This window comes from Leeuwenhoekiella obamensis (assembly GCF_055391795.1).
In genome coordinates this window covers 3,292,054-3,316,122 of record NZ_AP029251.1, presented here as the reverse complement: position 1 = coordinate 3,316,122, position 24,069 = coordinate 3,292,054, and the positions used below count along the sequence as shown (strand labels likewise).

The window sequence follows — 24,069 nt, the reverse complement described above, 5'->3', positions numbered from 1 at the left end:
TTCTTGCAGCGTACTTTTTGCCGAAAGGCTTTTTGTTTTTCTTTATAAATTTGGGTAAACCCAAATTACATGAGCCAGAATACGATCGCAGCCCGCGTTTATGACTTTTTAAAGAGGTATCCGCCTTTTACTTTTATGGAAACTGCAGATGTGCGCGAAATCGCAGATCAGGTTAAGGTGATCTATCTTGAAAAAGGCAGCGAGGTTTTTAAAGCCGGCGAGGAAGACAAGGGAATTTTTTATATGGTAAAAGATGGTGCGGTAAAGATCATGCGCGAGCAACCAGATCTTCAGATCGTAGACATGTGTGATGAGGGCGATCTTTTTGGTTTGGGACCGCTAATTATTAACGAGAACTACAAACTTTCAGCGGTTGCTAACGAAGAAAGTATCGTATACGGTATCCCGATCCAATTACTGCTTCCGCTTGCGATGCAAGATAAAAAAGTGAGTAATTATCTTATTACAAGTTTTGCCAGCAACGTGAAAGATCCATATTCTTTAGAGGACAGCGGCAAACTTTTTACAGACTACATAAAAGAAAATACGCAGGATGTAAGCGATCTGCAAAAGATTAAATACTCTCGTGATGCATTGATCTGCAGTCCAAAGACCAAAGTTCAAAAAGCTGCAAAAATGATGCAGGAAAAACGCGTAGGTTCTATCATTATCACAAAAGATGATAAACCTGTGGGTATTCTAACAAACAGAGATTTGCGCGATCATATCGCTACAGGAAACTTCAGTATTGATGCGCCCGTTGAGCAAATTATGAGTCATCCTGTAAAATGCTTTCAGGCGGGACCCACGGTGGCTCAAGCCCAACTTATAATGCTTAAGAACAACATCAATCACCTTTGTATTACAGAAGATGGAACACCAGACACAAAGGTGCTGGGCATTATCACGCAACATGATGTTGTGGTTGCATTTGGCAACAATCCGGTGGTTTTAATGAAAGAAATAAAAAGGGCAAAACGCTACAAAGAACTCAGAGAAATTAGACAAAAAGCTGAGAGCTTACTGAAGAAATTTCTAGACCAAAATCTGCCATTATCAGAAATTCTCAACATTCTCAACGAGATCTATTATGCTATAAATACAAGAGTTGTTGAGCTTGCGCTAAAAAAACTCAAATCACCTCCATGCAGGTTTGCCTGGTTGGCTTTGGGAAGTTTGGGACGCAAAGAGCAGCTTCTACTCACAGATCAGGATAATGCAATCGTTTTTGAAGACGTTGCAGAAGAAGACTACGAAAGTGTCAAGAGTTACTTTCTTGAGCTAGCAAAAGAAGTCACAAAAGGCATGCACAAAATAGGCTATGAATACTGCCCTGCAGACATGATGGCTAGCAATCCTAACTGGTGTAAATCGCTTAGCGAATGGAAAAAACAATACACAAACTGGATTCTTAATCCTACGCCAGAGAGTATTCTACTGGGCACCATCTTCTTTGATTACAGTTATGTTTATGGTGACACGATACTGGTAACAAAATTATCTGACAGTATTTTTGAAGTGCTTAAAGACGGTAATACATTTTATAATAACCTCGCGAGAGAAGCCGTAAAAAGTAAATCACCGCTGGGATTCTTCAGGCAGTTTCTTGTTGAGCCAGATGGTGAACACAAAGACTTTTTTGATATTAAAAGCAGAGCGATGATGCCGCTCATTGATGCTGCTCGCGTGCTGAGTTTAGAACATCAAATAAGAAATATAAACAACACCGCTGGCCGTTTTGAAAAACTTGCCATGCTAGAAGAAAACAACAAAGAGATCTATGAAAGTTGTGCTTATGCTTTTAAAGCACTTTTAAAGTTTAGAACACGTCAAGGCATTTTACACGGAGATAGCGGTAGATTTATAGAACTCGCAACGCTCACAAAAGCCGAAAAACTTAAATTAAAACGCTGTTTTAAACCCATTAGAGACATTCAGGAGATATTGTCTGTACGCTATCATTTTGTTCAAAACGTGATCTGATGAAGTTTTCTTTTTTTGGCGCCAAGCAAAACAATATTCCCAGCTTTTATGAGGAATACGAGAAGAAGTTTACAAAAGAACAACACGCTCTTGAGAACACTCCGTTTGTGGCTTTTGATACTGAAACCACTGGTCTAGATGTGAAGAACGACCGTATTTTGAGTATTGGTGCGGTAGCGATCATGGACAACACCATTTACACAGATGAGTCTTTTGAACTTTATATTGAGCAAGAGGTTTATAAATCTAGTTCTGCGGTAATTCACGGAATTTTAAAAAAAGGCAAACAGCAACGGTTTACTGAAGTAGAAGCCATCAAAGAGTTTCTGGATTTTATAGGTAACGCAGTGCTTGTGGGTCATCACGTGGGTTTTGATTATACCATGATCAACAACGCACTAAAACGTCTGGGCGCTCCTAAACTCAAAAACAAACTTCTAGACACAGGCACTTTGTATAAAAAAAGCGTGCACGAGGTGAATTTACTTCACAAAGACAAAGTGTATAGTCTTGACGAACTGTGCAACGAGATGAAAATAAGCATGGAAGACAGGCATACCGCGGCGGGCGATGCTTACATCACGGCTTTGGCTTTTTTAAAGATCTGCTCTAGACTTAGAAAAAAGGGTAAGCTTTCGCTAAAAGATCTCTTCAGGAATTAATTGTAGTGAAAGGCGCTAAGATACGTTTGTATCAATGAAGCATTCGTAGCTTCGGTGAAATTTGAAGGTGTATCTATCTCACTTCTAAGCTTCTTTATCTTATGATAAAAAGGCACATTTTCTTCATCATCCAGATACTGAATATAATTATCCAGACACTGAAAGAGGATTTTATCCAGCTTGCTATTAATACCCATTTCTTTAAACTGCATCAATATTTTTTTAACGCAAGAGTATAACAATTGTGGATGACTCGTTAAAGTATGCACTACAACATTAAAATACTTTAGAACCTCTTGGCCCATATGTTGCTCCTCGATACTTATGTTTTTGTGAGGATCATCTGCATGAAAGAGATACAAATACCTAATAATAAAATTAGAATAATCCTTCTCTGAAATGTAGTAAACATCAAGCCCGAGACCAGTGCTTACCACGAAAACGTTTTCGTTTATAGAGTCAAAAAGAAATCTGCGTAGAGCGATTTCCTTTTCTGGCTTTAAAATGCTTTTGCGTTTATAGCCCGTGTTTCTAAAACGTATAGATCTTAAGTTCGCTATGTCTGTAGCGTGAATATTCATCCTTCAATTAACTCAACAAGATGATTTAAGCCTTGCATACGCGCATGATCTGCAGCCTTCTGCCCTCTAGAATCTGTAAGATCAGTATCTGCATTATTGTCAATTAATAATTTTACGATCTCTTCTTGATTAAAGGTCGCCGCAAAGATCAGAGCAGTTGCTCCATTAAAATTCTGCGCGTTAACATCTGCACCGCTTTCGATCAATAATATTGCGATACCGGGATATCCTTTAAAAGAAACGCCCATTAACGCGGTATTTCCTGAGGCATCCTGAGCATCAATATTTTGATCAAATTTTAAAACCTCTGCCGCTACATCTTCAAAGCCATAATAGGTTGCTAATAGTAAAGCTGTAGAGCCGCGTTGATCTTTGGCTGCAGCCAAAGAAGGATCTTTCTCCAGTAGTTCTTTAACGCGAGTGGCATTTTGCGATCGTATCGCATCAAACAATTCATCTGTGTGCATAATTCTAAAAGTAATAAAAAAAGCGGAGTCACTAATCATCCTCCGCTTTTTTGGTAATATTTTAAGCTATTATTCTACCTCGTCTGGATCTACATTACTGTTAGGATCTGCTTTTTCACTTTCTTTAAGCGTCGCCATGGCATGCTCTACACCCTTGCGATAATCCGGATCTGCTTTTTCAAAATGACTCAATTGCAACTGCACGATCTCTTCACTTACTCCATCTAGCGCAGTAGCTATATTCTTGAATAATCGCTGCTTTTCTTCATCATTAAATAACCTAAAAAGATCTCCCGGCTGCTTAAAATCGTCATACGAAGAATCAAAACCATAGCGATCTACATCACCTGAGATCTGCATAGGTGGTTCTTGAGCTTCTGCCACCGCCACTGGACCACCTTTTGTATTTGGCTCATAGTAAGCGTCTGGATTTTCATTGTGATTTTCAAAAAAGCGCATCGCACCATCTTTATGATAATGATTTACTTCGCTTTTAGGAGTATTTGCAGGTAGCGCTTCATAATGCGTCCCTAAACGATATCTGTGCGCATCAGCATAACTAAAGATCCTTGCTTGCAACATCTTATCTGGCGAGAAGCTTATACCAGGCACAATATTGCTAGGCGAGTATGCGGCATTCTCAACATATTGAAAATAGTTACTAGGGTTGCGATTAAGCTCCATCACTCCCACATCTATTAGCGGATAATCGCCATGCGGCCAAACTTTAGTAAGATCAAAAGGATTATAAGGCGTTTGCTCTGCTTCCTTCTCTGGCATGATCTGAACTTTCACATCCCATTTTGGGAAATTGCCATCCTCAATCGCGCTGAACAATTCTTCTTGATAGGTCTCTCTACTTTTTCCAACTATTTTCTCGGCTTCCGCATTTGTGTAATGTTTATGTCCTTGCTGAGTTTTGAAGTGAAATTTCACCCAGTAGCGCTCGCCTTCTTTGTTCCAAAAGCTATACGTGTGCGATCCATAACCGTTCATGTGCATAGGGGTTTGTGGTAAACCACGATCAGACATTAATATAGTAACCTGATGCAAACTCTCTGGCTGTTGTGACCAGAAATCCCACATGGCTTCTGGCGATCTAAGGTTTGTTCTAGGATGTCTTTTTTGTGTTCTTATAAAATCAGGGAATTTGTATCCATCTCTTATGAAAAATACTGGCGTGTTATTACCCACGAGATCCCAGTTTCCTTCTTCAGTATAGAATTTTAAAGCAAAACCACGCACATCACGTTCTGCATCTGCTGCACCTTTTTCTCCTGCCACCGTACTAAAACGCGCTAGCATCTCTGTTTTTTTACCTACCTCACTAAAGATCTTAGCACAAGTATATTTTGAAATATCATTAGTCACAGTAAATGTACCGTGAGCTCCCCATCCTTTTGCATGCACCACGCGCTCTGGGATACGCTCTCTATTTTGATGGGCAAGCTTTTCTATAAGTTGGTAATCTTGTAACAAAACGGGTCCTCTTTCTCCCGCAGTGATCGAATTTTGATTACTAGGTTGAGGAGAACCTGCAGTTGTTGTTAATTTCTTTGACATGGCTTTACTATTTTTGGATTCGTATAAAAGTAGACCGCAGACTTTCTAAAAAAATCTTAAGACCTATCTCATGTATATATTAGACAATCAATAAAACCTATTGAGTTAAAGAAAAGCCAAGCTTATGAAACCCCTATTTTATTTATTATTTATTCTATTTTCTTTTTCGGCTTTCGCCCAAAAGATCCACTTCCCAAGCTATGGTGAGCAATGGGAAGCCATGACTTCTCAAGAAGCCAAGCTTAACGACACTAAAATTCAAGAAGCAGTAGATTTCGCGGAAGCGAACGAATACAGCGAAAGCAAAGATCTGCGTCAAGCCATCCTTAAAGGATTTATGCGCGAACCTTATCATCAAATCTTAGGTCCTACAAAACGTCGCGGCGGCCCTGCAGGAATGATCATAAAAAATGGTTATGTAATTGCCAGCTGGGGAGATACAAAACGTGTAGATATGACCTTTAGCGTTACTAAAAGTTTCTTGAGCACAACCGCAGCGATCGCGTTAGAAAAAGGTTTTATAACAAAAGTAAATGATGTTGTTGCAAATTATGTTTGGGATGGCACCTTTGACGGTGATCATAACAGCCAGATCACTTGGAAGCATCTTTTACAACAAAACTCTGACTGGAGCGGTGACCTCTGGGGTAGTAAAGATTGGGCAGATCGCCCACCACGCGACGGCGGCATAGACGATTGGAAAAATCGTAAGCTAGAAACTCCAGGAACCGTTTTTGAATATAATGATGTTCGCGTAAATGTTTTAGCATACAGCTTAACAAATGTATTGAGAAAGCCATTACCGCAGGTTTTAAAAGAAGAAGTGATGGATCGTATAGACGCATCTACAACATGGCGGTGGTATGGATATGATAACAGCTGGTTTACTCTAGATGGTCATAAAGTACAAAGTGTAAGTGGCGGCGGTCATTCTGGTGGTGGGATGTTTATCTCTACAGAAGATATGGCGCGTTTTGGACTACTTTTTATGAATGATGGTAAATGGAATGACGAGCAAATAATCGCACCTTCATGGATCAAAGCACTTAGAACTTCGTCAACGCCTAATCCTAACTATGGTTATATGTGGTGGCTTAATGCAGATGGGCCAAGACAATGGGAAGGCGTGCCAGATCATGTGTACTATGCAGCAGGTTTTGGCGGAAACTTCATCATTGTAGATGACAAAGAAGATCTTGTGATCGTTACACGCTGGTTAGAACCTTCAAAAGTGGGTGAATTTGCAAAACTGATCTACGAGGCGCTCTGATGTCAAAACCCTGTTAAAGGGAACGGCAGGTTGTTTTGTATCTTTTAATTTTATTGAAAATTAGATGTATGAGCAACGCAATTGAAGCCTGGTTAGAAAAAGATACACTTCCTGCAAACGTAAGCCGCGGACTTATCTCTGGCGTGCTGGGCGGACTTGCCGGAACGGTGGTGAAATCTGCAATTGAGAAATTCTTGCCGGTGCGTAAACCCAATACGCGCAGTGCTCAGATCAAACTCGTTGATGAACTGAGCGTGAAGGTTACTGGCGATCGCATCAGTGAGAGCAATCATGAGCTCGCAGAACAGTTGGTTAATATCCCTATTGGTGCCAGTCTGGGAGCGACTTACGGTTATGCAAAACGAGATCGCGTAGGAACTAATGTTATTGAAGGCGCAATGTTTGGCGCTTCTACCTGGGTTGCAACACACGAAACTTCGCTGCCCATGATGGGCCTTGAAGAAGAGCCAAAGGACATTCCTGTAAAAATGCAGGCTAACGAACTTATCGCTCACATTGCTTTTGGCGTAACCACAGAACTTGTAAGAGGTTTGATCTCTAAAAAACTTCGTAGCTAGCACTTTACATTTCTATTGTTTACTTTTAAAGCATTAGGATTTTTCGCTATATTTGACAGTATTGCAAACGTTGTAAATTTCCTGTCATGAAAAAACTGTTGTTTTCCTTAGCGATGCTTGTATGTTTTTTTGGCTATAGCCAAAATCTTAAATACACACTCACAAAAGATATAGTCTGGGCTTCGCCTGAAGGTTTTGACCTCACGATGGATATTTACCATTTTCCGCAAACGGCAAAACCACTTCCTGTTTTAGTGATCTTGCATGGTGGCGGCTGGTTGATCAACAACAAATCTATCATGGATGAGATGGCAGCTTATGTCGCAACAAACGGAAACTACATTGTTTGTAATGTAAATTATCGCCTTCTTGGAGATCAAGAAAATACAGTAAAGCTCAACGAAATTATTGAAGATGCGCTAGGTTCTGTGATCTGGGTAAATGAGCATATTCACGAATATGGCGGCGACCCTAACAGAATCGCAGTAACTGGTGATAGCGCTGGCGGCCACTTGTCTGAAAGTGTTGTGCTCTTTAGTGATGACCTTTCTTCTACTGGTTTTGATGGTGAAAAATTGGGCTACAAGCCAACGTATTTACCAGTAGGTGTAACCGCAGAGGAAGCTGAAGAAAAAGAACTTGCAAAAGTTGAAACTGCAATAATAAGTTATGGCGCTTTTGATCTTTATGCTGCTGCAAAAGGTGGTTTTGAAAGTGATGGGAATTTCTTCTGGCAAATGGGCGGCGCAAAAGCACGACCACTTTTTGGAGAAGGAACTTCTCTTGAAAAAAACCCAGAATATTATAAAGCGATCTCTCCTATTTATCACGTTCCACAAGCTACTGATCGTAAACTACCTCCACAGTTTTTTACCGTGGGAAGTAAAGACAATACCACCACACCAGAATCCGTAAAAGCGTATTTCAACAAACTGAAAGAAGCCGGACAAGATGTTGAGTTCTGGATGTATGAAGATAGACCGCACGCATTTTTAGACTCAGGCGCTAATGAATTTCTAGGAACTTCTTTTGAAAAAGATGCACCAGAGGCCTTGGATCTTATGATTCAGTTTCTTGATAAGCATTTAGATTAGAAAATTCGCTTTCGCGAAAGCGAATTATTCTTTTTTGATCAACGTACCGTCTTTTTTATAATACTCCCTGGAGGTTACCACACCCAGGGTCCTAAATTCCTTGAGCTTCAATTCTCCAGATTCATAATAGGTGAAGGTGGCACCATTTTCATGCTTTTGTTTTACATTTCCGTTTTTGTGATAGAAAACTTGATCGCGTGGGCCATATGCACTATACTTAGCCTCGCTATGCAGTGCGCCATTGGTATAAAATGTCTTCCATACACCCGTGGGCTCATTTTTCTTATAAGCACCTGTTTGCTTTAACTGCCCATCGATGAAATACCAATTTAATACCCACGTCATGGTAGGGGAATCATACGTTCCGGCAAGCTTTGTCTGACCCGTGGTGTACAATGTTTTAATGGTTCTATCACTTCGGGATTGCGGTAATTTATCTTCTTTGGGCACAAAATAATCTTCTTTCTCTTCTGGTCCTATGTAATCTGTGTACAGTATTGACCCATCCTCATTGTAGTGGTCAAATTCACCATGGGCCAAGCCATTTTCGTAATTTCCTTTAAGTTTTAAATTGCCGTTTTCGTAATAATTCTCCCAGATGCCCTGCTGTTTACTTTTAGAATAAGAACCTTTTGACTCTAATTTTCCGCTCTCATAATACAACTCCCACTCGCCTTCTCTTTGTTTATTAATGATCCGGCCGCGCTCTTTGAGATTTCCATTTTCATGATAAAACTCTAGTGGTCCTAGCGGTTCGCCGTTATTATATTTTCCTTTTGAACTTAGATTTCCATTTTCATAAAACCACTCCCAATCATTGTACATCTTGTTGTTGATCCATGTGCCGGTAGCTTTCTTTTTGCCAGACGGATAATAATATGTTGTGGTGAACATGTTAGGACTTTTCTTGTCATATTCTTCCACGCGCTGCAAACCGCCCGATTCATAATAATACTTCCACTCGCCTACTTTTTGTTCCTTTTTTAATTTGCCTTCGCTCTTGATCTTGCCATTATCGTAGTATGTTTTTTCTTGGGCTTTCGCCAAAAGAACTCCGCCAATGATCAAGAGGCAAACTGCTAGATGATTTCTTAACGCCTTCATAATGCTGATTTTTACAATAGTGAAGGTAGCAGGATTGAAATTTTTCTTCAATAAGGCATATGACGTATTTAGAAAACGCATGAAATATGTTAAATTTTATCCATATCACTAATAGCCAAAAAGTTGCTCATCGCAGTCAGGCTGTGGCTCTGAGCGTTATATAAATACTTTAGAGAGATACTAATTATCTGTGATTATGGTTTTCCGTACGTTTATTCCAGAAAAATTGCGAATTTTGCGTTAATCATTCAGGGTAATGATTAGTATAGGGGACTTAAAAGAGCATCTGTAAAAGGATGCTCTTTTTTCATTTATAATTATCAATAATAATATAAAAAAAAAGCACTCTATGCTTTAAGGTGCTTTTGTTGTAGCCTCGGCAAGAATCGAACTTGCATCTAAAGTTTAGGAAACTTCTATTCTATCCATTGAACTACGAGGCCTAATTATCACAAAATTAGGTTATTTACAATCTAAATTAAAAATCCAACTTACGCTTAAGTTTGCGTCATGCTTCTTTTGGCGAAAGCCAAATACTGCTATTCTGTATAGCCTTTTTTATGACCTTCCCAATGCTCTGCGATCTCTGCTACTTCTGTATACCAATCTTCACCAAACTTTCTTATCAACGCGTCTTTAGTGAATTTGTAAACGGGAACTTGCAATTCTTTACCCAGTGAACAGGCATCATCACAAATGGGCCAGCGGTGGTAATTTACCGCCGAAAATGATGAATACTTCTGGATGCGCACAGGATAAAGATGACATGAAATAGGTTTTCTAAAATCTATCTCGCCTGCATTGTAAGCATCTTCAATTCCGCATGAGGCAACGCCTTCTTCCGTGAAAGTAACATAGGCACATTCTGCACCGTTTACCAGCGGAGTTTCTAGATCACCAAGGTCTGTTTCTATGTGTGTTCCTTGCGCCTCAATAGCTTTGATGCCTTCTTCTCTAAGAAACGGTTTTACCTTGGGATAAATCTCTTTAAGGGTCTCAACCTCATCTTCTTCTACCGGCGCGCCAGCTTCTCCAGCTATACAGCATTCGCCTTTGCATGAAGCGAGATTACACACAAAATCCTTCTGGATCACATCCTCTGATACTATGGTTTTTCCTACTTGAAACATACTGCAAAGATAAGGTAATAAAAGTGCAATTTATTTAGCAAAAAATTAATGTTAAGGTAAATTGTCACAATGGGAAATGGGAGTACTTTTGCGGCCTTTTAAAACACCATAGTGATGAATTTTGATTTTAAGGAAATAGTTACAGCGAGCATGATCCTTTTTGCGATCATAGATATTGTAGGTAGTGTCCCAATTATATTAGGCTTGCGCAAAAAAGTAGGTCATATACAAAGTGAGAAAGCCTCTATTGTGGCGTGTATCATTATGATCGTTTTCTTGTTTTTAGGAAAAGAGATCCTAAATCTTATAGGCATAGATGTAAACTCATTTGCTGTGGCGGGTGCTTTTATTATCTTTTTCTTAGCGCTTGAGATGATCTTAGGAATACAATTATACAAAGACGACGCTCCTGAAACTGCATCTGTAGTGCCGCTTGCCTTCCCGCTTATCGCTGGTGCTGGTACGATGACAACGTTGCTTTCTTTAAGAGCTGCTTATGCGGTAGAGAATATTATAATCGCAATTATTGTAAACATCATATTTGTTTACATCGTTCTTAAATCTAGCGGGAAGATAGAGAACTTTCTTGGCAAACAGGGAATCAACATCATTCGTAAGATCTTTGGTGTGATCCTTCTTGCGATCGCAGTGAAGTTATTTGCGTCAAATATTCAGGGATTATTGAGTCAAGAAGGCGGTTTGGCTTCTAGCTTTTAGAATTTTGGTTACCAATAAAAAAGGGTACTTTTGCACACCCTAATACTTCATTCTTAAAATTAGCCCATGAAGACTTTTATTTACATAATTCTAGCGCTTGCTGGTGCCCTTTTTATTTTTAACCTCGCTCAGATAGATTTTGCTGCGCCGCTCAAAGGCGAAAGCGAGATCGCTGTGATCTCTGCACTTGCCACAGGCTGTGCTATTTTACTTCTTGTAATTCTTATTATGAGTAGAAGAATCGCTGATAAACGCGGTGATAATGCTCCTAAAGTGAAGACTAAATTATAGCTTTCGCCGAAAGGCTAAAAGAGATAAACCAGTAATGGATCGTAAAATTCGTATGCGATCCCACCCACAAACAACACGATTGAAAGTATCAGGAAGACTTTATGCAACGTCTGAAAGATCAAAATGCGTTGCAACTTCTTAAGCAGCTTCTTATCCTTAACGCGGTTCATTTGTTGTTTAACCTCGCGTCTTGACAGATAAAAAGGGTTTACAGAAATACCATTAGATATAAGCACACCCGCACTGTTATCTAGCAGCCTAAAAACAGCTGCGATACAGAAGACAAATATGGATGCGATAATTACCATTATCTTTTATCTAATTCTATTACTTTTTTGATCACAGGATCATTTTCATTAAGCATTTGTTCATACACATTATTATTGAACAATTGCTGCGCCATCACGGCCTTTATGTAATTTTTGTACGTCTGGCTATAACTGCGAATGCGTACTGTGATGTCTCTCCTTTTGGCGAAAGCGATAAAATCACTTAAGTCTGCATCAGAGATCTTTACATCACTCTTAAAACGCTCCAAATTTAAACTATTATAATAAATTCGGTTTTTTTCTATGAGTTCAAATACAAATCTGGATAAAAATCCTGACTTAAGGAAATAATCTAGCGACTCCATCTCATAATTTGTATCCTTAGGCACAAAAATGTCTGGGATAATCCCGCCGCCGCCATAAACCACTTTACCTCCAGGTGTTACAAATCGCAAACTATCTGCCACCTGAATGCTATCAACACTCTGCAGTTCGCCATTTTTATAACGAGACAGATAATCTTTATAATATTCTTCTGTACCGCCGTCGTATGGGCGCTGTATACTTCTACCCGTAGGTGTGTAATATCTTGCGATGGTTAAGCGCACTGCACTACCATCTCCCAGTTCCATCTCACGTTGCACAAGACCTTTACCAAAGGATCTTCTACCTATGATCGTACCTCTATCATTATCTTGTATCGCTCCTGCTACGATCTCACTTGCAGATGCAGAATTCTCATTGATCAGCACATAGACCTTTTTATCTTCAAAGGTTCCTTCTGACGTGGCGTAGGTGTTCTCGATGTTTCCGGTTTTGTTCTTTGTAAAAAGTATTAGTTTATCGTCTTTAAGAAACTCATCTGCCATTTTTTGCGCTGCCGAAATATAGCCACCAGGATTATCGCGCAAGTCAAGAACAATGCCTTGGGCTCCTTTTCGCGCAAGCGAAGACAAAGCTTTAGAAAATTCATCTGGAGTAGACTCTGCAAAGCGATTAACCTTAACATAACCCATGATAGAATCTACCATGTAGCTTGCTAAAACACTGCGCAAAGGCACAACATCGCGCACTACCTTAAAATCTAGCAAACCTTCTACACCAGGTCTTTTTACTTTAAGATTTACGCTAGTTTGACGTTGACCTTTAAGACTTGATGTAACGGTGTCGCTAAGCAAAACATCGCCTATAAGCGATTCTCCATCCGCGGCGATTATTCTGTCTCCCCCGCGAATTCCCACTTTTGCACTTGGGCCACCAGGAATAGTGCGAATCACCGCAAGAGAATCTTTAAAACTGTAAAATTGAACTCCGATGCCCACAAAATCTCCCTTCATGTTCTCGGCAACTTCTTGTAACTCGCTAGGCGGAATGTAAACTGAGTGTGGATCTAGCGATTCTAGAATGCTATTTACGGTAACCTCAACAATGCTGTCTGTATTGATGGGATCTACATATTCGTACTCAATGTAATCTATGAGACGGTTGAGTTTTTCTTTTTTGGCATTACCGCCCAGAACATTAGGGTTTGCGCTATAATTGAGTTGAGCGCCTATAAAAATCCCCACAGCAATAGCGAGCCCTATAAAAAAAGGAAGATATATTTTTTTGTACCCGCTCATTAATCGTCCAGCATCTCTATTTGTTCAATCTCAACACCTGCCCGTTCTAAAAATTTAAGACCGCTGTCATCTTTGTATAAATTATGATACACAATGCGCGTTATGCCCGCTTGATGTATCAATTTACTGCATTCTCTACACGGCGAAAGCGTGATATAAAGCGTCGCTCCATCACAACTTTGTGCTGACGACGCTACCTTAGTTATCGCATTTGCCTCGGCATGTAGAACATACCATTTTGTGTAGCCTTCTTCATCCTCACAAAAGTTCTCAAAACCCGTAGGTGTGCCGTTATAACCGTCTGAGATTATCATTTTATCTCTAACGATCAATGCACCCACTTGCTTGCGTTTACAGTAAGAAAGTTTTGCCCACTCTCTCGCCATACGCAGGTAAGCTACATCATACTTATGTTGTTTCTTTGATTTTTCTTTTTTAGGCATGCGCCAAAATAAATCAGGCAGTTAGCAATGTAAATCTCTAACTAGCGAATATAAAAAACTTAACCGGGTTGTAAGCTATATTGATCAAAATTACCAAGGGTATGTATTCATCAACATCGGGATCACAATACCTATCACAACGGCAGAGATAAACATAACCCAATCTCTTCTAGAAAATCTAAAGACTCCCTGAAAGATCAAGTTACAGATCAACACTATAAGCACAACAATGATCTGTGACGCTTCAATACCCAAAGCAAATTCTAACAGCGGAATCATCTTGCTATCTAAAGAGGCAGTAAGCATCTTAAAGAAAGAAGAAAATCCTAAACCATGTATCAACCCGAAGAACAGCGCAGCAAATAATAACAGATTAAATCTGTCTTTTCTGCCGCTTTTTCCCGCGGTAAAAACATTATACAACGCACTTACAAAAATGGTGCACGGTATTAAAAATTCAACCAGCGCCGAATCTACACTTACAACCTCATAAACAGATAAAATAAGTGACGTGGTATGCCCCAGCGTAAATAGCGTAACCAGCAACAACGTACGTTGCCAATTCCTAAACTCATACGGCACGGTAAGCACTATAAAAAAGAGAATATGGTCATAAGCATGAATATCTAACACATGCTCTAAACCCATTTTAAAATAAAACCAAAAATCACTCATAATATCTAGGCTTACGCCAAAAATACAAACGTTAAACTAACGATAAACACAAAAACCGAAATAAAAAGCTTTTGTAATTTGACCATTACCAAGCCATATTATGAAAGGTATTTTTAAAGTTTTATTGTGTCTTAACACGCTTGTTTTTCTGGGATGTGGAGCAGCGCCTGTTGATCAGTCATTTAGCGATAAGCAAAATATTCCCAGAGCGACATACACATATCTGGATGCTTGGGGAAATCAATATGTGATCACAAAAAACAAACTAGAATACACACCCGCCTCTGAAGAAAATTCTGTAGATGGTTACGAAGATCAAGGCAGGTATTCTCAACTTAACATCACACTCAATGAATATGGCAAAATTGCCAGCGTTTGTGATGCAGAATTAGCAAGAGCTCAAGATCTTCCATATTCTACAAACGATAGTTTACCGGTGCCTTCTCTCACAAGATCCTTTAATGAAGTTTCTTCTACAGATCTAGACCTTGACGGCGTGCGTGAACTTAATTTTATTCTCAAACCCTTTCTTAAGGCCAATCAATAGATCTTGAAAAGACGAGTAATTTACATAGCCAACTTTATAAAAAAAACGTACATCGCCTGGGATTCTAACGATCCTTTTGCGCAAAGTGCGATCATCGCATATTACACGCTTTTTTCTTTGCCTTCTCTTCTAATGATCGTTACTACCATTGCTGGACAATTTGTGGGGCGTGAAGCAGTAACTGGCAGAATAAGTAGCGAGATAGGAAATTATATAGGTGAAGGATCTGCAGAGGCTGTGGAAGATATGATATCTAACGTAGCACTAACTGACGGTGGCGCGTTTACTATCATTGTGGGAATTGGAGCGCTTCTTTATGGTGCAACCGGAGTATTCTTCCAGATGAAGAAAGCTATGAACAACATCTGGAACGTGCGCGAGAAAAAACAAACGTTTATAAGAATGTTGATCAACCGTGCTATTTCCTTTGGGATGATTCTTGTTATCGGGTTTTTGCTGCTTGTTTCGTTTATGATCACGGCGGCGGTTGGTGCTTTTAGTGAATATCTTAATGACACAGCTCCTGTGATTGCAAGTGTATTTGCAGATAGCTTCAACTTTGTTTTCTCTTTCATCTTTATAACGGCTTTGTTTGCTGCGATCTTTAAGATCCTGCCTGATGTAAAAATGACTTACAAAACCACTATTCTAGGTGCGAGTATTACTGCGGCGCTCTTTCTTGTGGGTGAGTTTGCTTTGGGCTATTACTTTTCGGCTAGCAATCCTGCTTCGGTTTATGGTGGTGCGGCTTCTGTGGTTTTAATTTTGCTTTGGGTTAATTATACGTGCTTGATTCTGTTTTTTGGAGCCGAGATAACCGTGCAATATGCGCTTGCTACAAAGCATAAGATCGTCCCGAATAGTCATGCAGAACTTGCTTATAATCAAGAAATGCAAGAGTTAAAAGAAAAAGAAGAAGAGGTGGCAAAAAATAAAAAAAAAGCCAAAAAACTAATGGAAAATCCTGAGGAGTAGTCCTTTTGGCGAAAGCCTAATCAACCTCCTTTATCAAGTAAATATACACGGGAAAATGGTCGCTGTAACCGCCTGTAAATGATCCATTAGCAAAACTCCTAAACGGATAACCTTTGTACTGACCCCGCGGATTCATCAAATAATTTTTATTAAAAATGCCTGCCTTATAAAAGCGATATGAGCTAAAATTATTTTTAAGCAATGGCTCGCTGATGATGATCTGATCAAACAGATTCCAACTGTCGCGATATGCAAGCGTGCCCACGCCATTTTTATACATCGTCTCCATGGGATTAAACAGTCCGAAGGTTTTGACCTTTTTACGCTTTGCTTTTGCTTCCAGAATATCTTTTACACTAGCGTTTGTGGGATCGTCATTAAGGTCGCCCATGGTGATGATCTTTGCCTCAGGCTCCGACCTCTGTATTGAATCTATCAGCCGCTTGTTTAAAGCAGCGGCAGCTTCACGCAACGGTCTTGTGCGCGCTTCTCCCCCGCTGCGACTGGGCCAGTGATTTACAATCACACTTATTTTGTCACCATCCAGCAAACCCGTAACTAGCAATTGATCGCGCGTGTAAACACGCTTTTCTGGATCTTCCAGATCATAAATCACAAGCTCGTGTTTTGTAGCGCTGATGACTTTAAAAATGTCTTTTTGATAAAGTAATCCCACGTCAATACCGCGTCTGTCTGGCGAATCATAATGGGCGATACTGTAGTTTTTATCAGCTAAAACCGGTTGGTTTATTAACTCCTCAAGTACCTTTCTATTTTCAATTTCGGCGACGCCAATGATTGCCGGCGAGGTTTTTGTAACCTCCTCGCCTATCTCGGCGATCACACGCGCCATGTTTTCCAGCTTTTGATCGTAGATCTCCTCCGTCCAATGATCTTTGCCATCTGGCGTGCGATCATCGTCAAAAGTTACTGGATCATTTTCTGTATCAAATAGATTCTCTAAGTTGTAAAATGCTACTGTTATTACACGATACTGTTTGGTCTGGGCTTGCGCCAAAAAACCACAAATCAAAAGGCAAAATAGTATCAAAAAACGTTTCATCTCAAAACCTATTAAACTGATAGTCAGACATAAAAATAAATGAATTTTTGAATAAATAAAAAATATACACTATATTAACACCTGAATTACAGATTATTACGCCTCAAAATTCTTAAAAACCTACGCATCTAGTAAGAAATAACATTTCATAAAAGATGGTAAGGAAATTATTGACTCTAGTTCTGATCTTTATCAGTCAGATCTGCTTTGCGCAACAGTATAGCGTTACGGGTAATCTCGCAGGTGCAACAACTGCAAAAGCAATTGTAGACGCAACGATCACGATCGAAAAAACAGACTTCACAACATCCTCAACAACTGATGGAAGTTTTGAAATTACAGGAAATCTTCCTCAAGGAAACCAAGTCTTAAGAATTCAGAAAGACGGCTATCTTACTCTGCGACTTCCTCTGCTTTTAGAAAATGAAATGCTTCTACCCATCGGTACGATTCCCATGGAAGTTGATGTCTCACAAGAACAATTACAAATAGGTCTCATCAGCCTTTCAGACAATGATCTTAATGGCGATGACGATCAAGGAGATTATGCGATCGCCGGCTTACTCTCAGCTTCAAACGATGCGTTCATAAATGCTGCTGCCTTTGATTTTAGCGCGACTTTTTTTCGCCCTCGAGGCTATGGAAGCGAGAATGCAAAGCTTCTTATCAACGGCATAGAAATGAATAAGATCTTTAACGGCAGACCTCAATGGGGCAACTGGGGCGGCCTCAATGATGTGCAGCGCAACAGAGAATTTAGTATGGGGCTTTCGCCAAATGACTATCAGTTTGGCGGCTTAGGCGGAGCTACAAATATCACGATGCGAGCCTCGCAATACCAAGCCGGCGGAAGAATTTCATACGCCATCTCAAACCGAACCTATACCGGCAGAGTTATGGCCAGCTACCACAGCGGACTGTCGCAAAACGGTTGGGCGTTTTCATTTTCTGCCGCAAGGCGATATGGCAATGAAGGTTTTGTGAATGGCACTTTGTACGATGCAAATTCATTTTTCACTTCTATCGAAAAAAAGATAAACGATCACCACAGCATTAATCTCACCGCGTTCTATACTCCAAACCGTAGAGGAAAATCTTCTGCAAACACGCAGGAAGTTTATGATCTAAGAGACATCAAATACAATTCGTATTGGGGCGAGCAAAACGGTGAGATACGCAACTCGCGCATTAGAAAGATCCAAGAGCCCGTGATCATCTTAAACCATTATTGGGATGTGAATGAGACCACCAGACTCAACACGAATATCGCATATCAATTCGGTAAAATAGGCTACAGTAGGTTGGGCTATGATAACGCTCCTAATCCTGACCCTTCGTATTATCAAAAGTTGCCCAGCTACTTTCTCGCCACAGAAGATCCTAACTACAAAAGCGCCTATCAAGCCTATGAAAATTTCACACTTGACGGCCAGATAGATTGGCAAAACATCTACGCCACAAACATTGCTTATGGCGGCACTTCTCGCTATTATCTCTATGAAGATCGTGTGGATGATAAGCAGATTTCAGTCAATACCATTTTTACAAAAAACATCAACGATGCTATTGTTTTTACGGCTTCCGCCAAAATGAATCAGCTAAGATCACACGCATTTGCAAATATGGTAGACCTTCTGGGTGGTGATGGATATCTGGATATTGATACATTTAATCAAGGTGATGCCGCTCAAAGCGACTTGAATAATCCTAATAGAATTCTTGGCGAAGACGAGATCTTAAAATACAATTATGAGATCGACGCGCAGGTGTATGGTGGCTTTGCCCAGGCACAATTTAGCTACAGCAAAATAGATTTCTACTTAGCAGCAAATGTTGATCAAACTTCATATCAACGCAACGGACTTTTCCGAAACGGGAATTACCCTGAGAGCTCTTTTGGCGAAAGCCAAAAACTAAACTTCACAACTTACGGCGGTAAGGGTGGCGCGACTTATAAATTCACAGGGCGACACCTGCTGGATGTGAATGCGGCACATTTTACTGATGCGCCTATGGTGAGAAATAGTTTTTCTAACGCTAGGCAAAACAATGAAACGGTAATGGGCTTAACGCCCGAAAGTAAGACATCGCTTGATGCAAGTTACATTTATCGTTCGCCGCTTGTGAAAGCGAGATTGACAGGTTATTACACCATGATCAACGATGCTACTGAGGTTAGTTTTTATTACGCTGACGGGATTTCGGGTATAGGCAGAGATATTACCACAGCTTTTGTACAAGAGGTTTTGACGGGATTAGATAAAAAACACATGGGCGCAGAACTAGGCATAGAAGCACAAGTCACACCTACTTTTAAACTAAAGGCAGCTGCAGCTTATGGAGAATTTACTTATGCTAACAATCCTGATCTTTATCTCACTTCTGATGATTTTACTGAGGCGCTAGATTTTGGCGAAAGCCATCTTAAAAACTATCGCATCGCTGGTGGACCGCAGCAGGCGTATCAATTAGGTTTTGAATATCGGGATCCTGATTATTGGTGGGTGGGCGTGACCACAAATTACTTTTCACATGCTTTTCTGGATGTTGCTCCGCTTACGCGAGCAAGTAATTTTTATACAGACGCAGATGGCTTGCCTTTTACAGAATATGATGAAGCGCAAGCTAGAGATTTGTTGCGACAAGAGCAGTTTGATGATTACGTCCTAGTCAATATCGTGGGCGGTAAATCATGGCGTATTAAAGACAAATATGTAGGCTTTTTTGCCACGGTAAATAACGTGCTGGATCAGCGGTATAAAACAGGTGGTTTTGAACAAGGTCGCAGCGCCAATTATAGAACGCTTTTAGAGGATGCGTCGAATGAAAAGCCTGTTTTTGGACCAAAATACTGGTATGGCTACGGCACCACATTTTACCTCAATGTGTATTTAAGATTTTAAAAAATGTACTGTTATGAAAACACATAGATCACATTTACTAATTCTCGTTTTTCTATTTATTTCTTGCGTTCAGGGTGATGATTTTAATCTGCCTCCTGTGGAATTTGAGGAACCGCAAGTGACAGCAAATTTTGAGATCAGCACTATCAAAGACCTCTACCGCGGATTTCAATCTGTGAGAATTGAATCTGGCACAGATTCCAATACAGAACTTTGGATCGAAGCCTATGTTGTAAGCAGTGATGAATCTGGCAACTTTTACAAAACGCTCATCATTCAAGATTCGCCTGAAAATCCTTTGCACGGCATATCGATCTCTACCGAGAGTACAGACTTGTATACCTTCTACGAACCGGGCAGAAAAATCTATTTTAGAGTGGATGGATTATTTAGTGGTGAGTATGCAGGACTGCCAACCATCGGTTTGCAAGGCAGTGGTGACGGTGAAGTTCAGCGGATTTCGATTGAAGAATTTCAAAATCGTATTAAGCGCTCTACCGAAATTACAGAACTCAAACCTAAGATGGTAACCATTGACGAGATCACCGAAGATCACCTCAACACTTTCATACAATTACAAAATGTTCAATTTACAGATGAGGAGTTGGGCAATTCTTACGCCTATCTTAGCGGCTCATACAGTGCAAATCGCGATCTAGAAAACTGCAACAAAGCGTCCACTATCATTTTAAGAACAAGCGGATTTTCAGATTTTAAGAATCTACCGCTTCCAGAAGGCAACGGAACTATCAATGCGATCGTAAGCATTTTTAACAGCACGATGCAATTGTTCATACGGGAGCCTGATGATGTGAATTTTACGCAAGCTCGTTGCGAGTAGGTTTTATTTCTTTTCGCTTTAAGCGAAAAAAACGCATCAATCTTCTATTTTGAAAACACAATACACAGGAAAATGGTCGCTGTAACCTCCTAGATAATTGGGACCGGCATACGTGCGAAAAGGATTTCCTTTAAACTTGCCGTCATATTCTGTAAGGTAATGATCGTTATAAATGTCTGAGCGGTCATAAACCAATGGATTGTCGTACGCCTTCATCCAGCTGTGTGACAAAATGATCTGGTCAAAAAGATGCCACGTAAATCGGTGATTTAACGAACCTTCATAACGCGTATGCAAGAAGATCATGGGATTGTAAAGATCGGTTTGCACCAGAGCATTGCGCACTTCATCTTCCTCTGGATCTGCATTAAGATCGCCCATAACGATAATGCGCGCCATTGGGTTTTCGGCTAGAATTTCATCTATTTTCACGCGATTAGTTTCTGCCGCCGCAATGCGTTTATGCTGTGTGATCTCAGCGCCTTCTCGCCTACTGGGCCAATGATTTACCAGAATATGAACTTCCTCGCCGCTTAACTCGCCATGCACATAAAGAATATCTCGAGTATAATCTCGCACGCCGGGATAACTCTCAACATTAAGCGTAATTGGCTCTGAGTAAATTACATCAAAAAATGCCGAGCGATACAAGAGTGCCGTGTCAATACCCCGCTCATCTGGACTATTGTAATGCACAAAATCATAACCGTATTCTTTTAAAACCGGCTCAGCAATGAGGTCTTTCAGGACCTTTTTGTTTTCTACTTCTGCAATGCCAATTATTACTGGTGGCCCGCCGGTTTCTTTTTCGCTTACGCGCGAAATGACTTCTGCTAACTTCCTTAATTTATTCTCGTAGCGTTTTGGCGTCCAGTTATTTTGGCCTTGAGCCGTAAAATCATCATCCAGAATATGCGGGTCATTAACCGTATCAAATAAATTCTCTAGATTGTAAAAAGCTACCGAAATCTTCTTAGTGTGCATGTGTAAAGGTATTGCGATAAAATTAAGAAAGCTTTACTTCTTAATTAGTTAACTTTGCCTTCCTATTATTTTTTATGTTAGAAAAGAACACAATAGAATATGAAAAGACCGTACTGATAGGTCTTATTACACAAAGTCAAGACGAGGTTAAATCTAAGGAATATCTTGACGAATTAGAGTTTCTTGCTTACACTGCTGGCGGTGAAGTATTGGGACGCTTTACGCAAAAATTAGACGCTCCTAATCCTAAGACTTTTATAGGAACGGGTAAAATGGAAGACGTCAAAGCTTTTGTTGATCAGCATGATATAGGCACGGTGATCTTTGATGATGAATTGAGCCCGGCACAGCAAAAGAATATCGAGAAGATCTTAAAATGTAAGATCATTGATAGAACAAATTTGATCCTTGACATTTTTGCACAACGAGCACAAACAAGTTATGCGAGAACGCAGGTAGAACTTGCGCAATACGAATATATGTTGCCACGCCTTGCAGGATTGTGGACGCACCTTGAGCGTCAACGAGGTGGTATCGGGATGCGTGGTCCTGGTGAAACAGAGATCGAGACAGACCGTCGTATTGTACGCGATCGCATTGCGTTGCTTAAGAAAAAGCTTGAGAAGATCGATAAGCAACAAGCTATACAACGCGGCAATCGTGGCGCGCTTGTGCGTGTAGCGCTCGTGGGTTACACAAACGTGGGTAAATCTACCCTTATGAATGTAATAAGCAAGAGCGAGGTTTTTGCCGAAAACAAACTGTTTGCAACGCTAGATACAACTGTGAGAAAGGTTGTAATCCGCAATTTGCCTTTCTTGCTTACAGACACCGTGGGATTCATCAGGAAGTTGCCTACGCAGTTAGTAGAGTCTTTTAAAAGTACGCTGGATGAAGTAACAGAATCTGACTTGCTGCTGCATGTGGTTGACATCTCTCATCCCAACTTTGAGGAGCATATAGAATCTGTAAATCAAATTCTGGATGAGATCGATAGCGCTGATAAGCCTACATTGATGGTTTTTAATAAAATTGATGCTTACGAGCACGAAACCATCGCAGAAGATGATCTTGTTACCGAAGCTACAAAAGCACACTACACGTTAGACGACTGGAAGGAAACCTGGATGGCTCGTGTGGGAGAAGATGCGATTTTCATTAGCGCAATAAACAAAGAGAATATTGAGGAGTTCAGGAAAAAGGTATATGAGCGCGTTCGCGAAATCCATATCACCCGCTTCCCGTATAACAACTTCTTGTATCCGGAGTATGACGCTTATGTTGACGAAGAAGAATAAAAAAAGCCCCGATCAAGGGGCTTTTGTTTTTTTGGCTGCAGCCAAATATTAAAAATTATAAGTAAGACCTAATAACCAGTACGACTGAAGGTCGTTATCTACCGTTTCAAAAGTTGGTGTAGTTTCTCCTTCTGCGGTTTGTTTTATGGTATAATCAAGCGCTTCTTGCTTGTTGCCACGTAAACCAAATTCAAAACCTACACCAATCGCATTCCATAATTTGTAGCTAAAAGAGTTGATCCACGTGAAGTTTGAAAGGTTTGAATCTTCATAACTCTGAAAGGTTGATAAATTAGATTTAAGGCTAATTCTCCCAAGCGTTCGCGTATAATCTACAAGGATCTTTGCACCGGCAGAAGACTCATAAATATCATCACCACTGCTAAAAACAAAGTTGTAGTTAATAGGGTTTACCACCACATTTAAATTTGTAACGGGCCTCCAAGTAATACCGGTACCTACGTCAAGATATCCAGGATCGTTGAAGTTGCTAAGCAGCGTTGTGCGGTATTCTGCAAGCGCAGATAAAGCCAGTTTTTCGCTTAGTTTGTAACCATAAAGTGATGTTACATTAAACACATCTGTAGCCTGCTGAAAGCTATCATCATCTTCAGGATCGTCTTTATCATCAAATTTAAACCACTGCAAATTTGTGTTCAGTGAGTTGTTCCAGAAGTGTTGCTCTGTCTCAAGGTTTGCAAAAGCATTAAGCGTAACACCTATCTTACCAGAAGAAACATTAGGCGCTTTTTGCGCATACCAATTATTAAATTCTGAGATATTAAAACCTATTGTCCCAAAGGCTCCAAGCTCCCATCCTGCTGGGATCGCATTCAGTTTTTTGTCAATAGCATCTATGCGTTTTTGAATTTTAGCAATGCTATCTTTTTTAGCTTTTTTCTCGGTTTCTAGTTGTTGTTTTAGCTGTTCTTGCTCGTCAATTTCTTGCGCAAAAGCAGCTCCTGCAAGCATAAAGCTCACAAAGAAGAATAATAGTTTCTTAGTCATA

Annotated in this window: 24 protein-coding genes and 1 tRNA gene; 12 read left to right on the top strand and 13 right to left on the bottom strand. The window is 40.2% G+C overall.

What is annotated here, in order from left to right:
- The first annotated feature begins 69 nt into the window (after positions 1 to 69).
- The gene (locus ACZ5L8_RS14715) at positions 70 to 1,983 is read left to right on the top strand and encodes a DUF294 nucleotidyltransferase-like domain-containing protein (protein ID WP_464438418.1); all 1,914 of its coding nucleotides are present in this window, start codon (positions 70 to 72) and stop codon (positions 1,981 to 1,983) included.
- Positions 1,983 to 2,645, top strand: coding sequence for a 3'-5' exonuclease (locus tag ACZ5L8_RS14710; RefSeq protein ID WP_464438417.1), 663 nt, complete (start codon positions 1,983 to 1,985; stop codon positions 2,643 to 2,645). Before ACZ5L8_RS14715 ends, ACZ5L8_RS14710 begins: the two co-directional genes overlap by 1 nt.
- On the opposite strand, the gene ACZ5L8_RS14705 is transcribed toward ACZ5L8_RS14710, so the two are convergent.
- From ACZ5L8_RS14705 to ACZ5L8_RS14695, 3 genes are all read right to left on the bottom strand, one after another.
- Entirely contained in the window at positions 2,642 to 3,226 is a 585-nt protein-coding gene (locus tag ACZ5L8_RS14705) for a hypothetical protein (RefSeq protein WP_464438416.1), read from the bottom strand. The two genes, ACZ5L8_RS14710 and ACZ5L8_RS14705, sit on opposite strands and share 4 nt — an antisense overlap.
- Positions 3,223 to 3,693, bottom strand: a complete 471-nt coding sequence (locus ACZ5L8_RS14700; RefSeq protein WP_464438415.1) for an ankyrin repeat domain-containing protein — start codon at positions 3,691 to 3,693, stop codon at positions 3,223 to 3,225. Before ACZ5L8_RS14700 ends, ACZ5L8_RS14705 begins: the two co-directional genes overlap by 4 nt.
- Before the next feature lie 69 nt (positions 3,694 to 3,762).
- On the bottom strand, positions 3,763 to 5,256 hold the full coding sequence (locus ACZ5L8_RS14695) for a catalase (RefSeq protein ID WP_464438414.1): 1,494 nt from the start codon (positions 5,254 to 5,256) through the stop codon (positions 3,763 to 3,765).
- Between the two features lie 124 nt (positions 5,257 to 5,380).
- Here ACZ5L8_RS14695 and ACZ5L8_RS14690 point away from each other — a divergent pair, with 124 nt between their 5' ends.
- The 3 genes from ACZ5L8_RS14690 (at position 5,381) to ACZ5L8_RS14680 (ending at position 8,198) form a co-directional block, all read left to right on the top strand.
- Positions 5,381 to 6,526, top strand: coding sequence for a serine hydrolase domain-containing protein (locus ACZ5L8_RS14690; RefSeq protein WP_464438413.1), 1,146 nt, complete (start codon positions 5,381 to 5,383; stop codon positions 6,524 to 6,526).
- 68 nt (positions 6,527 to 6,594) lie between these two features.
- A complete protein-coding gene (locus ACZ5L8_RS14685) occupies positions 6,595 to 7,104 on the top strand; it encodes a DUF1440 domain-containing protein (protein ID WP_464438412.1) in 510 nt (169 codons plus the stop codon).
- A gap of 86 nt (positions 7,105 to 7,190) precedes the next feature.
- Complete coding sequence (locus ACZ5L8_RS14680; protein WP_464438411.1) at positions 7,191 to 8,198, top strand: alpha/beta hydrolase; 1,008 nt, start codon at positions 7,191 to 7,193, stop codon at positions 8,196 to 8,198.
- Between the two features lie 24 nt (positions 8,199 to 8,222).
- Here the strand turns inward: ACZ5L8_RS14680 and ACZ5L8_RS14675 are convergent, their stop codons facing one another.
- The 3 genes from ACZ5L8_RS14675 to ACZ5L8_RS14665 form a co-directional block, all read right to left on the bottom strand.
- Positions 8,223 to 9,302, bottom strand: a complete 1,080-nt coding sequence (locus ACZ5L8_RS14675; RefSeq protein WP_464438410.1) for a toxin-antitoxin system YwqK family antitoxin — start codon at positions 9,300 to 9,302, stop codon at positions 8,223 to 8,225.
- A 371-nt stretch (positions 9,303 to 9,673) separates the two neighbouring features.
- Positions 9,674 to 9,745: transfer RNA gene (locus ACZ5L8_RS14670), tRNA-Arg, on the bottom strand.
- A gap of 96 nt (positions 9,746 to 9,841) precedes the next feature.
- Complete coding sequence (locus ACZ5L8_RS14665; RefSeq protein WP_464438409.1) at positions 9,842 to 10,432, bottom strand: DUF3109 family protein; 591 nt, start codon at positions 10,430 to 10,432, stop codon at positions 9,842 to 9,844.
- A gap of 114 nt (positions 10,433 to 10,546) precedes the next feature.
- On the opposite strand from ACZ5L8_RS14665, the gene ACZ5L8_RS14660 reads away from it, so the two are divergent.
- Both ACZ5L8_RS14660 and ACZ5L8_RS14655 read left to right on the top strand, forming a co-directional pair.
- Complete coding sequence (locus ACZ5L8_RS14660) at positions 10,547 to 11,149, top strand: MarC family protein (RefSeq protein ID WP_462599896.1); 603 nt, start codon at positions 10,547 to 10,549, stop codon at positions 11,147 to 11,149.
- A gap of 66 nt (positions 11,150 to 11,215) precedes the next feature.
- The gene (locus ACZ5L8_RS14655) at positions 11,216 to 11,440 is read left to right on the top strand and encodes a hypothetical protein (protein ID WP_464438408.1); all 225 of its coding nucleotides are present in this window, start codon (positions 11,216 to 11,218) and stop codon (positions 11,438 to 11,440) included.
- Positions 11,441 to 11,454: 14 nt separating this feature from the next.
- On the opposite strand, the gene ACZ5L8_RS14650 is transcribed toward ACZ5L8_RS14655, so the two are convergent.
- The 4 genes from ACZ5L8_RS14650 to ACZ5L8_RS14635 form a co-directional block, all read right to left on the bottom strand.
- On the bottom strand, positions 11,455 to 11,748 hold the full coding sequence (locus ACZ5L8_RS14650; RefSeq protein ID WP_464438407.1) for a hypothetical protein: 294 nt from the start codon (positions 11,746 to 11,748) through the stop codon (positions 11,455 to 11,457).
- Entirely contained in the window at positions 11,748 to 13,331 is a 1,584-nt protein-coding gene (locus ACZ5L8_RS14645) for a S41 family peptidase (RefSeq protein WP_464438406.1), read from the bottom strand. The genes ACZ5L8_RS14650 and ACZ5L8_RS14645 overlap by 1 nt, the downstream gene beginning before the upstream one ends.
- The gene (locus ACZ5L8_RS14640; RefSeq protein WP_464438405.1) at positions 13,331 to 13,774 is read right to left on the bottom strand and encodes a deoxycytidylate deaminase; all 444 of its coding nucleotides are present in this window, start codon (positions 13,772 to 13,774) and stop codon (positions 13,331 to 13,333) included. The genes ACZ5L8_RS14645 and ACZ5L8_RS14640 overlap by 1 nt, the downstream gene beginning before the upstream one ends.
- Before the next feature lie 90 nt (positions 13,775 to 13,864).
- Positions 13,865 to 14,449: a HupE/UreJ family protein gene (locus tag ACZ5L8_RS14635; RefSeq protein ID WP_464438404.1), complete on the bottom strand. Its 585-nt coding sequence runs from the start codon at positions 14,447 to 14,449 to the stop codon at positions 13,865 to 13,867.
- 100 nt (positions 14,450 to 14,549) lie between these two features.
- On the opposite strand from ACZ5L8_RS14635, the gene ACZ5L8_RS14630 reads away from it, so the two are divergent.
- Together ACZ5L8_RS14630 and ACZ5L8_RS14625 are read left to right on the top strand one after the other, a co-directional pair.
- On the top strand, positions 14,550 to 14,996 hold the full coding sequence (locus ACZ5L8_RS14630; RefSeq protein ID WP_462599902.1) for a hypothetical protein: 447 nt from the start codon (positions 14,550 to 14,552) through the stop codon (positions 14,994 to 14,996).
- Between the two features lie 3 nt (positions 14,997 to 14,999).
- On the top strand, positions 15,000 to 15,971 hold the full coding sequence (locus tag ACZ5L8_RS14625) for a YihY/virulence factor BrkB family protein (RefSeq protein ID WP_464438403.1): 972 nt from the start codon (positions 15,000 to 15,002) through the stop codon (positions 15,969 to 15,971).
- A 16-nt stretch (positions 15,972 to 15,987) separates the two neighbouring features.
- Here the strand turns inward: ACZ5L8_RS14625 and ACZ5L8_RS14620 are convergent, their stop codons facing one another.
- Positions 15,988 to 17,034, bottom strand: a complete 1,047-nt coding sequence (locus ACZ5L8_RS14620; RefSeq protein ID WP_464438402.1) for an endonuclease/exonuclease/phosphatase family protein — start codon at positions 17,032 to 17,034, stop codon at positions 15,988 to 15,990.
- A 155-nt stretch (positions 17,035 to 17,189) separates the two neighbouring features.
- Between ACZ5L8_RS14620 and ACZ5L8_RS14615 the strand changes: the two genes are divergently transcribed.
- Entirely contained in the window at positions 17,190 to 19,937 is a 2,748-nt protein-coding gene (locus tag ACZ5L8_RS14615) for a TonB-dependent receptor (protein ID WP_464438401.1), read from the top strand.
- 13 nt (positions 19,938 to 19,950) lie between these two features.
- Positions 19,951 to 20,778 carry a DUF5689 domain-containing protein gene (locus ACZ5L8_RS14610; RefSeq protein WP_464438400.1) on the top strand — a complete coding sequence of 276 codons (828 nt, stop codon included), beginning with the start codon at positions 19,951 to 19,953 and terminating at the stop codon, positions 20,776 to 20,778.
- A 36-nt stretch (positions 20,779 to 20,814) separates the two neighbouring features.
- On the opposite strand, the gene ACZ5L8_RS14605 is transcribed toward ACZ5L8_RS14610, so the two are convergent.
- Positions 20,815 to 21,762, bottom strand: coding sequence for an endonuclease/exonuclease/phosphatase family protein (locus ACZ5L8_RS14605; protein ID WP_464438399.1), 948 nt, complete (start codon positions 21,760 to 21,762; stop codon positions 20,815 to 20,817).
- Positions 21,763 to 21,836: 74 nt separating this feature from the next.
- On the opposite strand from ACZ5L8_RS14605, the gene hflX reads away from it, so the two are divergent.
- Positions 21,837 to 23,060: a GTPase HflX gene (hflX, locus tag ACZ5L8_RS14600; protein ID WP_464438398.1), complete on the top strand. Its 1,224-nt coding sequence runs from the start codon at positions 21,837 to 21,839 to the stop codon at positions 23,058 to 23,060.
- 48 nt (positions 23,061 to 23,108) lie between these two features.
- Here the strand turns inward: hflX and ACZ5L8_RS14595 are convergent, their stop codons facing one another.
- Positions 23,109 to 24,068, bottom strand: coding sequence for a DUF3078 domain-containing protein (locus ACZ5L8_RS14595; RefSeq protein ID WP_464438397.1), 960 nt, complete (start codon positions 24,066 to 24,068; stop codon positions 23,109 to 23,111).
- Position 24,069 lies beyond the last annotated feature (1 nt).

Coding starts and splice junctions, on each gene's coding strand:
- ACZ5L8_RS14715 (WP_464438418.1), top strand. CDS start 70: ATGAGCCAGAATACGATCGCAGCCCGCGTTTATGACTTTTTAAAGAGG.
- ACZ5L8_RS14710 (WP_464438417.1), top strand. CDS start 1,983: ATGAAGTTTTCTTTTTTTGGCGCCAAGCAAAACAATATTCCCAGCTTT.
- ACZ5L8_RS14705 (WP_464438416.1), bottom strand. CDS start 3,226: ATGAATATTCACGCTACAGACATAGCGAACTTAAGATCTATACGTTTT.
- ACZ5L8_RS14700 (WP_464438415.1), bottom strand. CDS start 3,693: ATGCACACAGATGAATTGTTTGATGCGATACGATCGCAAAATGCCACT.
- ACZ5L8_RS14695 (WP_464438414.1), bottom strand. CDS start 5,256: ATGTCAAAGAAATTAACAACAACTGCAGGTTCTCCTCAACCTAGTAAT.
- ACZ5L8_RS14690 (WP_464438413.1), top strand. CDS start 5,381: ATGAAACCCCTATTTTATTTATTATTTATTCTATTTTCTTTTTCGGCT.
- ACZ5L8_RS14685 (WP_464438412.1), top strand. CDS start 6,595: ATGAGCAACGCAATTGAAGCCTGGTTAGAAAAAGATACACTTCCTGCA.
- ACZ5L8_RS14680 (WP_464438411.1), top strand. CDS start 7,191: ATGAAAAAACTGTTGTTTTCCTTAGCGATGCTTGTATGTTTTTTTGGC.
- ACZ5L8_RS14675 (WP_464438410.1), bottom strand. CDS start 9,302: ATGAAGGCGTTAAGAAATCATCTAGCAGTTTGCCTCTTGATCATTGGC.
- ACZ5L8_RS14665 (WP_464438409.1), bottom strand. CDS start 10,432: ATGTTTCAAGTAGGAAAAACCATAGTATCAGAGGATGTGATCCAGAAG.
- ACZ5L8_RS14660 (WP_462599896.1), top strand. CDS start 10,547: ATGAATTTTGATTTTAAGGAAATAGTTACAGCGAGCATGATCCTTTTT.
- ACZ5L8_RS14655 (WP_464438408.1), top strand. CDS start 11,216: ATGAAGACTTTTATTTACATAATTCTAGCGCTTGCTGGTGCCCTTTTT.
- ACZ5L8_RS14650 (WP_464438407.1), bottom strand. CDS start 11,748: ATGGTAATTATCGCATCCATATTTGTCTTCTGTATCGCAGCTGTTTTT.
- ACZ5L8_RS14645 (WP_464438406.1), bottom strand. CDS start 13,331: ATGAGCGGGTACAAAAAAATATATCTTCCTTTTTTTATAGGGCTCGCT.
- ACZ5L8_RS14640 (WP_464438405.1), bottom strand. CDS start 13,774: ATGCCTAAAAAAGAAAAATCAAAGAAACAACATAAGTATGATGTAGCT.
- ACZ5L8_RS14635 (WP_464438404.1), bottom strand. CDS start 14,449: ATGAGTGATTTTTGGTTTTATTTTAAAATGGGTTTAGAGCATGTGTTA.
- ACZ5L8_RS14630 (WP_462599902.1), top strand. CDS start 14,550: ATGAAAGGTATTTTTAAAGTTTTATTGTGTCTTAACACGCTTGTTTTT.
- ACZ5L8_RS14620 (WP_464438402.1), bottom strand. CDS start 17,034: ATGAAACGTTTTTTGATACTATTTTGCCTTTTGATTTGTGGTTTTTTG.
- ACZ5L8_RS14615 (WP_464438401.1), top strand. CDS start 17,190: ATGGTAAGGAAATTATTGACTCTAGTTCTGATCTTTATCAGTCAGATC.
- ACZ5L8_RS14610 (WP_464438400.1), top strand. CDS start 19,951: ATGAAAACACATAGATCACATTTACTAATTCTCGTTTTTCTATTTATT.
- ACZ5L8_RS14605 (WP_464438399.1), bottom strand. CDS start 21,762: ATGCACACTAAGAAGATTTCGGTAGCTTTTTACAATCTAGAGAATTTA.
- hflX (WP_464438398.1), top strand. CDS start 21,837: ATGTTAGAAAAGAACACAATAGAATATGAAAAGACCGTACTGATAGGT.
- ACZ5L8_RS14595 (WP_464438397.1), bottom strand. CDS start 24,068: ATGACTAAGAAACTATTATTCTTCTTTGTGAGCTTTATGCTTGCAGGA.